Annotated in this window: 11 protein-coding genes and 1 pseudogene; 5 read left to right on the plus strand and 7 right to left on the minus strand. The window is 66.1% G+C overall.

What is annotated here, in order from left to right; all coding sequences use genetic code 11:
* The 4 genes and pseudogenes from DPV74_RS34865 to DPV74_RS34885 form a co-directional block, all read right to left on the minus strand.
* Positions 1-998, minus strand: a pseudogene (locus DPV74_RS34865) (DUF3416 domain-containing protein); the annotation flags it as partial.
* Between the two features lie 154 nt (positions 999-1,152).
* Positions 1,153-1,641: a phage protein NinX family protein gene (locus DPV74_RS34870; RefSeq protein WP_091921722.1), complete on the minus strand. Its 489-nt coding sequence runs from the start codon at positions 1,639-1,641 to the stop codon at positions 1,153-1,155.
* A 302-nt stretch (positions 1,642-1,943) separates the two neighbouring features.
* Complete coding sequence (locus tag DPV74_RS34880; RefSeq protein ID WP_027792546.1) at positions 1,944-2,282, minus strand: hypothetical protein; 339 nt, start codon at positions 2,280-2,282, stop codon at positions 1,944-1,946.
* Entirely contained in the window at positions 2,279-2,974 is a 696-nt protein-coding gene (locus DPV74_RS34885; protein ID WP_091921724.1) for an MgtC/SapB family protein, read from the minus strand. The genes DPV74_RS34880 and DPV74_RS34885 overlap by 4 nt, the downstream gene beginning before the upstream one ends.
* A 191-nt stretch (positions 2,975-3,165) precedes the next feature.
* Between DPV74_RS34885 and DPV74_RS34890 the strand changes: the two genes are divergently transcribed.
* Positions 3,166-3,408, plus strand: coding sequence for a DUF6566 family protein (locus DPV74_RS34890; protein ID WP_091921726.1), 243 nt, complete (start codon positions 3,166-3,168; stop codon positions 3,406-3,408).
* 178 nt (positions 3,409-3,586) lie between these two features.
* Here DPV74_RS34890 and DPV74_RS34895 read toward each other — a convergent pair whose 3' ends face one another.
* From DPV74_RS34895 to DPV74_RS34905, 3 genes are all read right to left on the minus strand, one after another.
* Positions 3,587-4,018: a hypothetical protein gene (locus DPV74_RS34895; protein WP_143066123.1), complete on the minus strand. Its 432-nt coding sequence runs from the start codon at positions 4,016-4,018 to the stop codon at positions 3,587-3,589.
* Positions 3,994-5,148, minus strand: a complete 1,155-nt coding sequence (locus DPV74_RS34900) for a DUF6402 family protein (protein WP_240440071.1) — start codon at positions 5,146-5,148, stop codon at positions 3,994-3,996. Before DPV74_RS34900 ends, DPV74_RS34895 begins: the two co-directional genes overlap by 25 nt.
* Positions 5,149-5,864: 716 nt before the next feature.
* Positions 5,865-6,539 carry an HAD family hydrolase gene (locus tag DPV74_RS34905; RefSeq protein ID WP_059687748.1) on the minus strand — a complete coding sequence of 225 codons (675 nt, stop codon included), beginning with the start codon at positions 6,537-6,539 and terminating at the stop codon, positions 5,865-5,867.
* Between the two features lie 216 nt (positions 6,540-6,755).
* On the opposite strand from DPV74_RS34905, the gene DPV74_RS34910 reads away from it, so the two are divergent.
* The 4 genes from DPV74_RS34910 to DPV74_RS34925 all read left to right on the plus strand — a co-directional run.
* A complete protein-coding gene (locus DPV74_RS34910; protein ID WP_091921730.1) occupies positions 6,756-7,964 on the plus strand; it encodes a sugar transporter in 1,209 nt (402 codons plus the stop codon).
* Positions 7,965-8,183: 219 nt separating this feature from the next.
* Positions 8,184-8,618, plus strand: a complete 435-nt coding sequence (locus tag DPV74_RS34915; RefSeq protein WP_143066124.1) for a hypothetical protein — start codon at positions 8,184-8,186, stop codon at positions 8,616-8,618.
* The gene (locus tag DPV74_RS34920) at positions 8,615-9,328 is read left to right on the plus strand and encodes a helix-turn-helix transcriptional regulator (protein WP_091921854.1); all 714 of its coding nucleotides are present in this window, start codon (positions 8,615-8,617) and stop codon (positions 9,326-9,328) included. The genes DPV74_RS34915 and DPV74_RS34920 overlap by 4 nt, the downstream gene beginning before the upstream one ends.
* 102 nt (positions 9,329-9,430) lie before the next feature.
* Positions 9,431-10,019 (plus strand): amidase family protein (locus DPV74_RS34925; protein ID WP_240440073.1); only part of this gene is annotated, 589 nt, incomplete at its 3' end.

Consider the following 10,019-nt stretch of genomic DNA (forward strand, 5'->3'; position numbering starts at 1 on the left):
GCGTTCGCATCGGCGATCGCGCCGGACAGGTCGAAGCGCGCGCGCTCGAACGCGGCGCGGTAGCGCGCCGCATCGGCGTCGCGCGCCATCAGCGGCACCGTGATGCCGCGTTCGAAGCCCATCGGCACGAGCCAGCCGGTGCCGACGGCCGCGGCCGTCCACAGCGCGCGGCGATAGGCGCGGGCGACGGTATCGTCCGGCGCGTCGGGCCAGTCGTCGGCGAGGCGCTTGCCGTCGAACGCGTCGGGAAACGCGATCGGCGAGCCGATGCGCCGCAGCAGCCGGTGTTCGTCGACGAACCACGGTGCGCGCAGGTCCCACCAGCGTACCGATGAAAACACCGCGTCGAACCCGGTGCCTTCGAGCTGCGCGAGCGCGTCCCGCGCATGGCCGGGCACGCCCGCGAGCACCGCGACGTCCGGGCGTGCCCGGCGCAGTGCCGCGCGCCAGCCGGGCCACCAGTCGGCCGGCAGATGATGCGGCGCGTCGACCAGGAAGCCGGCGGCACCCGCATCGGCGAATGCGCCGAGGTGCGCGCACCACCACGCGGAAAGCCCGTCGCGTACCGCGTCGCTGTCGAGGTTCGCGTGGGCGACGTCCAGCGCGTGCGCGGTGCCGCGCGGATCGATCAGCGCGTCGTCGTGCGTGCGCTCGACGTACCAGTCAGGATGCTCGGCGCGCAGCGGGTTGTCGCGCGCGACGCGATCCGGCACGGCTTCGAGCAGCAGGCGCAGGCCGTGGCCGTGCGCGAGCTGGGCGAGCCGCGAGAAGGTTTCGAGTGCGCTTGCACGCGTCGCGAACGATTGGGCCGGACGCCGGAAATCGGCCACGTGACGCGGAAAGCCGGCGACGCTCGCGGCCCAGAAGCCGCCGACCAGCACGTGATCGAAGCCCATGCCCGCGATGTGCGCGAATGTCTGCGGCCATGCGTCGAGCGGCCCGACGAGGCGGGCGTCGCAGAAATAGATATGCGGGGCAAAGGTCGGCGTGGAGTCCATGGCGTGGCGCGGGGCGGGTGGCGGCAGTCGATAGCGCCGATGTGCCGCAACCCGCGTGCCCGCCGGGCGGTGTCCCGCCGGGTAAGGCGCGTGCGGGAAGCCGGCCGGTGCCGGGACTGTCGTTTTTACATGAACGCCGGGTACAGGCATGCACTTACATGCGCGGTATCGAGCGGATGTCCGTGCTGTCGCCCGTGCCGCGATCGTCGTCCGCGTCGGGCAGCGGCACGCCGGGGTCGTAGCGCACCACGGCGCCGTGTTCGATCCGATGCGCGAACGGCGGCGGCGGGTCGATCTCGTCGCCGAAGCGCGCGCGCACGAACGCACGCAGCAGCGCCACGCGGGCATCGCGGGCGTGCGCGCCGCAGGTCGACGGGCCGTCGGCGAAGGTGGCGTCGCATTCGACGTCGTCGCCGTGGCGGGTGATCCGCAGATCGTCGACGCGGTCGAGTACCGTGCCGGCGTCGGCCCACGATGTCGACGGCGTGAACGGGGCACCGAGGTGCCGGAACGCGTCGCAGGCGGCCGTCACGACGACGGTCGGCGTGACGGCGGCGAAGCGCAGCGTGTCTTCGTCGTCCACGCACAGTGCGCGGGCGCACCAGTAGTCGAGTGCCTGTCCGTCGAGGGCGTCGGTTCGCATGGGTGGGCTCCGTCCGGTCGAAACCGGCTCACCGCGCAAGCGACGTGCCCGCCGGGGGCGTCGCGGGCATTCGCGCGACCGGCGGATGGATAGTGGTCGGACGCATGCCGCGCGCGCACGCTGCGATGCACGGCCACGTCGGCCGGCCGCTCGCCCGGACGGGCCCGGGTCGGGGCCAGCGAGAACACCGGGCACACGGTCGGGAACGTGCGGGGCGCTGTCGGCCGTCGCGTCGGCGCGTGGCACGTGGCGCGGGGCGAGTGGCGAGTGGCGAGTGGCGAGTGTCGCGCGGTCCCGCACGATCATCGCGCGTCGACGTCCCGGTCGCCGTCGATATGCTGCAGCAGCGCGTCGCAGCGGGCGCGCAGCGCCTGCAGTTCGGGCGAATCCGCATCGAGCCGCACGCGCTCGCCGCCGGCCGGATCGCCGTGCGCGACCGCGATGGCGTAGATGCCTTGCGCGATCGTCGTCGAGGCGTCCGCGATCTTGATCCGCTCGAGCCATCCGCATTCGGCGCGATGGCAGGCGAGCCATGCGCGCAGCGCGTCCACGAGCTGGCGGGTCGAGAGCCATGCGCCGGACCGCATGCGCGCGGCCAGCTGGCACGACACGAGATGGGAGAGCAGGTCGGCGCGGGTCACGCGAAGCTCCTTGACGCGGTATCGGGTTGACAGGTCCGTACGCAGGCGATGCTTTGCAGCGTTTCGCAGATGGCGGCGAATTCCGGTCCGCTGGTGCGCGAGAACGAAACGGAAATGTCGTCGGTGTCGGGATCGTCGTCCGACTGCTGGACGATGAACCGCTTCACGCGCACCCGGCCCGGGCCGAGCGCTTCGTGCAGCGTGCCGAGCGTCAGGCCGCCGCGCTCGACCACGAGCTGCAGCGTGCGTTGCTGGCGCTGCGCGATGAAGCGGCGCTCGAGCGGCTTCACGCCCGCGAGGATCGCGAGCACGATCGCCGTCGCGCCGATCGACGCCATGTACATGCCGCCGCCCGTGGCAAGCCCGACACCGGCCACGGCCCACAGGCTCGCGGCGGTCGTCAGCCCGCGCACGACTTCGCCGCGCAGCAGGATCGAGCCCGCGCCGAGAAAGCCGATGCCCGACACCACCTGCGCGGCGACCCGCGACGGGTCGAGCACGACGCCGTTTTGCCCGCGCACGTCTTCGAAGCCGAACGTCGACACCAGCATCACGAGCGCGGAGCCCACGCACACGAGCATGTGCGTGCGCAGCCCGGCGGCCCAGTTCAGGCGTTCGCGTTCGAGCCCTATCACGCTGCCGAGCAGCGCGGCCAGCAGCAGGCGTCCGAGAAGTTCGAGGTGGCCGATCATGATGGGAAATCCTTGCGGCCCGCGCGAGGCGGCCCGGAGCGGTCAAGACTGTCGATACGGTCGATACGTAACGGGACGCAAGCCGCGTGCCGGCCGGGCACGGCGCGTGCGCACAAGGTTCGCCGCGCGCGCGGTGGTCACGCGGCGCGCATTTTTTGCATCGGAATCGCAGATAAGGACAGGAGGCCACCATGCAACATCAACAGGACGCACAGGTTCGCGACCCGTATCGCGGACACGAAATCCTCGTCTGGGCCCGGCGCGACGAACGCGGCGCGTGGCGCGACGAGGTGCAGGTGTATGTCGGCGGCGCGCGCATCGAGCTGATCGTGCCGGAGCTGGCCGGCCCCGAGTGGCTGACCGAGGTCGACGCGCTGCGCGCGGGCGTCGAGCGGGGTCGGTACCTGATCGACAAGCGCGTGGATGACGACTGACCGGCTTGGCGGTTGCGGTGACGGGTGTTCATCGTTGCATGCGCGGCCCGCGTGGAAGGAACCGGTGAGCGATCCGCGCGCGCCCTTTATGTTTACCGCTACGACCCCGATCGAGACGTGCGGTCGTCCTGGCAGCGCTGCTGGATCGACGCGAGTCCTGACGATCGCATGCTGCTCGTCATGAAAATGACGCGATCAGTCGTTGCAGCAAAGGTATTCGCGCCGTCCACCCGTCCATCCTGGAAGGCGGCATGGCGACGAAGCGCAACGGAGACGACTTCGATTGGTCGTAGTAGAAAATATTGTCGTCGCCGTACTCTAGTTCCCGAGGGGCCGCATCGTTAATCGTGCGCACCGCGAAATACCGCTCCGCCAGCACATCCCCTGCCGGCCCTATCACTTGGAGCCGAATTTCGTCGCCGTCGCCAAACGAGCGACGTGCCCCACATAGCTCGATTTTGTATTTCTCGCCACCGAACTCTTTCGTTCCTCCGTTAAGAGCCCGAGTATAGCTTTCGCAACCCTCGTATGATTTCCGCAATGTAAGAGACAGAATCGCCAGCGCCAAAACGAGCGCGATCACGATTAAATTTTTTCTGGTGATCTGCATATTTCACCCAGGCTTAATTTAATGGGATTTGTCAATTTAAGATATCGTAATTCGGAATATATCACAAAATCCTCTCCGCGATTATGCTTGATTCGCCAGTCGTTGTAGGTTTTGTTGAAAACGGGATAGTACACATCACACGACCTGAATTTCTTGACTAGACCTTTTCGCGTGTCGATCGGTTTATCCAGGAAATCATCGATCAGATACTTCCATTTTATCTTCGACTCAACCTCGATGGAGTTGCCAAGATTCGAATTGACGCCGCCTCGATACAGAAGCTCCCTGATTCTTCCTCCGCTCGTAATAACCATGCCATTCTTATTCCAGTGTCCCAGGTACTGGCTACTCGATGGCGACTTCTCGTCATTGAAGGAATAGCTATCTTTTATGTACGCATAGATATGTGTTATGGATGCGGTCAAGTCGATGCAGTAGGATTTGGTTTTTTCATGATTATCGTATTTGTAATATCTGTCTCCGGAAAACTCCGCACGCCCAATGGCGGCATAGATGTTGAAGTTCGCCAGAGCAGCCGTCAAATCTGTCGGTGCATACGGGAGACCTCCTGTCGTGTCGAAGCTGGACACGTTAACGAGCTGAAATTGCCATTTTCTGCAAAATTCGACGAGATTACCTTTGTCACCGACCGTCTGAAAATCGAAAGCTACCGAAGATGCGAATTTTTCTTTCACCACATGCCGCAGCAGATCTCTCAACCTTGCTCTGGCATTTTCATTGTAGATATTTTTCGAGATAAGCTCGTCATACCGCTTTTTGACTTTCCCAAACTTGAGGGCCCAGTCAAGGGTGACGGTGGCATTGTCAAACGGCTGGTCCGTTTTGAAGCTGTTGTCCCAAACGTGCTTGGGGCCACTGAACCATCGTCTGGCGAGCCTGGCCGCAACAGGCCACTTCATTCGTTTCATCGCCTCAGGAACATCCAGCAGGTCGAAGGGAGGGGGATGCTCGCAATCTTCGGCGTCGGCTGGCTCGGACGACTTGCGAGGCGATGCTTGCGTGGGTGGAGGCGTCGTTGCTGGATCAGGCGCTTTCAGCGCCTCGGGTTTTGCTGGTTTGGACTCGGGAGGCTCGAGGGGCTTGGGTTCACCCGGAGCAAGCTTGTCCATGCAAACCCCGTGCGGTGTATTCAAGGGAACACACCCGTTGACGCCAGCGTATTCCTTCCACTTCGGCAATGAGAATGGGATCGATGATGTCTTGATTTCATAATGCGGCACTTTCTTTACGTCCGGCATAGGGCTTCTGATAGTGATCTTTGAAATGGACGGGGAAAGAATTAATCCATACCCCAAAAAATCGAGCGGCAAAAAATGAAAACAACTGTCACATCATCCTGCGTACTAGACCGGCGTAAAGAAACGGACAGCCCTCGCAGGAGACGAACGGCAGCGCATTCCTGCTGCCTCAGCGTTTCCGCTTTGACTTGCTGATAGATGCAGGCGGCTCCTGTCAGCGTGTCGGCAACGCCTATTCGTTCATCGAAACTCGTCTAGTCTACCGGGATGCGGAATCGCGGCCACTGATGTCAGGGGAAGTGATCTTGTAATAGATCGGCGAATTAAATAATCGCGTCTACTCGCGAATCGCTAATTATGTTTCTCGCATGCGTGAAATTCACGGTTTCACAGATATTCGCGTGTGATCATTATTTGTTGGCAAAAACGCGCAGGCGTCGCTCGCAGTGAGCGTTGATCCTGACGTTGTACGCATCACGCTCTTTGTGCCTACCGCGAAGCCCGACGTGAATGCCGGACAATTGTGCGCAATTGCTGCACCGCCCGTCGTGTAGCCCCGTTGTCAGCGCCGACAGGCCGGCCGACGCCTACGGCCGCGCCGCGATCTCGTCGAGATGCCACAGCAGATCGGCCGGATCGTCGTACACGCGCAGCGCGCCCGCGCGTTCCAGCTCGTCGCTGCCGTAACCGCCCGACAGCAGCCCGACGCCGAGCGAGCGGCAGCGGCTCGCGGCGAGCATGTCCCAGATGCTGTCGCCGACCACGACCGTGTGTTCGATCGGCACGTTCAGTTGCGCGGCGGCCGTCAGGAATAGGTCGGGGTCGGGCTTCGCGTACTTGACCTGGTCGCGCGTGACCACGACCTGCTTCGCCGGATCGACGCCGAGCGCCTCGAGATTGATGGCGGCCGTTTCCATCCGTCCGCTGGTCGCGATCGCCCAGCGGATGCCCGCCGCCGACAGCGCGGCGAGCAATTCGCGCGCGCCGGGCAGCGGCCGGACCTGCGCGCGCAGCCGCTGGTACGCGGCCGCATGCAGGCGGGCAAGGCGCTCGACGCGCTCGGCGTCGAGGTTGCCCGACGTCTCCCGCAGCAGCTGATTCAGGAACAGGCCGCCGCTCATGCCGATCTTGCGGTGGATGCGCCACACCGACAGTTCGATGCCTTCGGCATCGAGCGCCTCCTTCCACGCGAGCACGTGCTGATAGACGCTGTCGACGAGCGTGCCGTCGAGATCGAACAGAAATGACGTTTCAATGCGCATGTGAATCTCCTGGCTCGCCGGGGGCGAGCAAACAAAGGTCGAGCGAACGGGTCGTGAAAGCGTGCCGCACATTATCGGCGCAAGGCCATGTCATGACCATGTCCCGCGGCCACCCCGCGCCGCGCCGTGTCAGGCGCCGCTGGTACAATCGCGGCGATCGCCGGGCCGGGTTCTCCGCGCCGCGCGCCCCCAACCCTCGTCTCGTCGAATCCACGTATGGCAACACCGGACGCAGTCAGTTCCAGGCACTCGTGGTGGGGCGTACTGGCCCTGGCCCTCACCGCCTTCATTTTCAATACCACCGAATTCGTGCCCGTCGCGCTGCTCAGCGCGATCGGCGACAGCCTGCACATGCAGGCGACCGACGTCGGCCTGATGCTGACGATCTATGCGTGGGCGGTGGCCGTCGTGTCCCTGCCGCTGACGCTGGCCACGCGCCATGTCGAGCGCCGCAAGCTGCTGTCGGTGGCGTTGCTGGTGTTCATCGGCAGTCATGTCGTGACCGGCGTCGCGTGGAATTTCGCGGTGCTGATGGTCGGCCGGCTGGGCATCGCGTGCGCGCACGCGGTGTTCTGGTCGATTTCCGTGCCGCTGGCCGTGCGCCTCGCGCCGAGCGACCGGAAAAGCCGTGCGCTCAGCCTGCTGGCGATGGGCACGGCGATCGCGATGGTGGCCGGCATTCCGCTCGGGCGCGTGGTGGGCGAGACGTTCGGCTGGCGGGTCACGTTCCTGATCATCGCCGGCGCGGCGGCCGTCGCGTTGCTGCTGCTGCGCGCCACGTTGCCGGTATCGCCGAGCCAGGGCGCGGGGTCGCTCGGCAGCGTCGGCGTGTTCCTGCGCCGGCCCGCGCTGGTGGCGCTGTACGCGATCACCGTGCTCGTCGTGTCCGCGCACTTCACGTCGTACACGTACATCGAGCCCTTCGTCCAGAGCGTCAACCACGCGAGCAGCAGCCGGATCACGTATGTGCTGATCCTGTTCGGCATCGCCGGCATACCGGCGGCGATCTGCTTCAACCGCATCTATCCGCACCGTCCCGACGACTTCCTGCTCGGGTCGATCGTCGCGCTCGCGGGATGCCTGCTGATCCTGTTCCCGTGCGCGCTGAACATCGTCACGCTGTCCGTGCACACGCTGGTGTGGGGCGGGGCGATCGTCTGTTTCGGCCTGGCCATGCAGGCGTGGGTGCTGAAGCTGGCGCCGGAAGGAACCGACCTCGCGGTGTCGATCTTCTCGGGGCTGTACAACGTCGGCATCGGCGCGGGCGCGCTGATCGGCAACCATATCGCCGGCGACTTCGGGTTGCCGTGGGTCGGCACCTTCGGCGGCGTGGTCGGCGCGGTCGCGGTCGGGATCGCGTGGCTCGCGTTGCGACTTCACGCGAAACGGTCGGACGCGGAGCCGACAGCGGCCGCCGGCGGGTAGCGATGGCGGCGCGGCCCGGTGCGATTGCTTCCCGCACGAACAGGGATGGGCGAACCGATGGCGCGCAGGCAAGGCGGCAAGTCGCGTGCGCGTGGCGCGGTTGCCCTGCCACGGGTGGCCGCGCCCTTCGTCGCAAGACACGCGGAACGCCGGCAAATTGCGGCATCATGGTGCCGCCGCACCCGCACGCGGTGCCCGATATTCGACTGGAGACCCTGCATGCCGATAGCCCGGATTGAAACCCGCGACGCGATGGGCGACCCCGACGAGGTCTATCTGAACCCCGGCCACGTGCTGTGGATGTCGCTGCCGACCGCCGCGCAGCGGCGGCCGGGCGGCATGGCCATCCGCGTGGACGACCGCGTGAAGGGCGGTGCGTTGCTGATGGCCGACCAGCCGCCGGCCGCCCGGCTCCTTCAGGATCTCGGCCCGTTCGTGACGGTGACGCTCGCGAACCCGTCGTCCGACTATCCGGACGGTCTAGTGCATGTCCGCGCGCATGCGATCGTCAAGATCGCGACGGACGACCACGACAAGCCGCTCGCCGAGCGCACGCTCGGCTGGGTTCACATCCGCGACGGCTCGGCGTTCAAGGTCAGGGATTACGCCGGCGTGGCCGCGTTATGGCAGGCGTCGGTCGCGGCGGCGTCATGAACCTGTCCGTCTCCGACATCACGCCGGAGGAGCTCCGGCTGTTCGGCGACATCGTCGCCCGCCTGGAAGAACTGGGGCCGGTCGTCGACGTGCGGACGGTCGTGCTGCCCGAGATCACGCAGCTGATCCGCGCGGATTTCGCCGCGTCGTTCGATTGCGACGAACACACCGGCCTGTGGCGCAACGGGTTCGCGTACAACGTCGATCCGCAGCAGATCGCGCGGTACGAAGCGTGGTTCCAGCATATCGATCCGGTCACGTCGCAACTGCGCGCGCGCCGCGTGGCGACCTGCGTCGACGAGGTGGTGAGCCGGCGCGAGCTGGAACGAACCGAGTTCTACAACGATTTCCTGCGCCGCGAAGGCATGCATCACGGCATCAACGTCTATGCGCTCGACGGCGCGACACACGTCGGCGACCTGCGCATCTGGCGCGCGCAAGGGCGGCCGGATTTCACCGAGCGCGACAAGCTGCTGCTGAACGGCATCGAGCCGTTTTTCCGGCGCGCGCTGCTGCGGCGGCGCCACGCGTGCACGGGGCTGACCGGGCGCGAGAGCGACGTCGCGCGGCTCGTCGCCGCCGGTTATACCGACAAGGACGTCGCGCGCACGCTCGGCATCGGGCTGTCGACGGTCCGCACGCATCTGCGGCGCGTGATGGCGAAGAAGGGCGTCGCCAACCGCGCGAGCCTGGCCGCCGCGCTGGCGTGACCGGCGGCGCGGCCGTCGGCCGGGGTCATCCATTGTGATGATGGGCGTCAAAATCGGCACACCCTACCTTGTAGCGATCCCCCGTGACGAGGAACGACGACGATGGCCACCCTGGAAACCCTGACGCTCACCGAAGCCCGGAACGCGATCCTGCGCCGGGCGTTTTCCTGTGTCGAGTATGCGTACGCGCTGATCGAGCGGCACGCACGCTGGCGCTACCTGAACGGCTTCACATGCGTCGACGAGGCGCGGCTGCTCGCCGAAGCGGCCCGCTGCGACCGCGACCTCGCGACGTCGGCCACCCCGCACGCGCTGCTGGGCCTGCCGATCGCGATCAAGGACAACATCGACACCGCCTGCCTGCCGACCGGCAACGGCACGCTGGCGCTGCACAACCGCGTGCCGCCGCAGCACGCGCCGGTCGTGGCGCGGCTGCTCGCGCACGGGGCGTTGATCGCGGGCAAGGCCAACCTGCACGAGCTGGCATTCGGCGTGTCGGGCAACAACCGCGTCACCGGCGCGGTACGCAACCCGTACGATTTCAACCGGATTCCGGGCGGCAGCAGCAGCGGCTCGGGCGCGCTGGTCGGCGCGGGCGTGGTGCCCGCCGCGCTCGGAACGGACACCGGCGGCTCGGTCCGGATTCCGGCCGCGTTGTGCGGCGCCGTCGGCCTGCGGCCGACCGTGGGGC

Origin of the sequence: Burkholderia sp. HAN2018 (genome assembly GCF_024704855.1) — a bacterium.
Lineage (GTDB): Bacteria > Pseudomonadota > Gammaproteobacteria > Burkholderiales > Burkholderiaceae > Burkholderia > Burkholderia cepacia.

Bases quoted from the DNA above. Each gene is read 5' to 3' on its own strand.
- DPV74_RS34870 (WP_091921722.1), bottom strand. From the start codon at position 1,641: ATGCGAACCGACGCCCTCGACGGACAGGCACTCGACTACTGGTGCGCC.
- DPV74_RS34885 (WP_091921724.1), bottom strand. From the start codon at position 2,974: ATGATCGGCCACCTCGAACTTCTCGGACGCCTGCTGCTGGCCGCGCTG.
- DPV74_RS34890 (WP_091921726.1), top strand. From the start codon at position 3,166: ATGCAACATCAACAGGACGCACAGGTTCGCGACCCGTATCGCGGACAC.
- DPV74_RS34895 (WP_143066123.1), bottom strand. From the start codon at position 4,018: ATGCAGATCACCAGAAAAAATTTAATCGTGATCGCGCTCGTTTTGGCG.
- DPV74_RS34900 (WP_240440071.1), bottom strand. From the start codon at position 5,148: ATGGACAAGCTTGCTCCGGGTGAACCCAAGCCCCTCGAGCCTCCCGAG.
- DPV74_RS34905 (WP_059687748.1), bottom strand. From the start codon at position 6,539: ATGCGCATTGAAACGTCATTTCTGTTCGATCTCGACGGCACGCTCGTC.
- DPV74_RS34910 (WP_091921730.1), top strand. From the start codon at position 6,756: ATGGCAACACCGGACGCAGTCAGTTCCAGGCACTCGTGGTGGGGCGTA.
- DPV74_RS34915 (WP_143066124.1), top strand. From the start codon at position 8,184: ATGCCGATAGCCCGGATTGAAACCCGCGACGCGATGGGCGACCCCGAC.
- DPV74_RS34920 (WP_091921854.1), top strand. From the start codon at position 8,615: ATGAACCTGTCCGTCTCCGACATCACGCCGGAGGAGCTCCGGCTGTTC.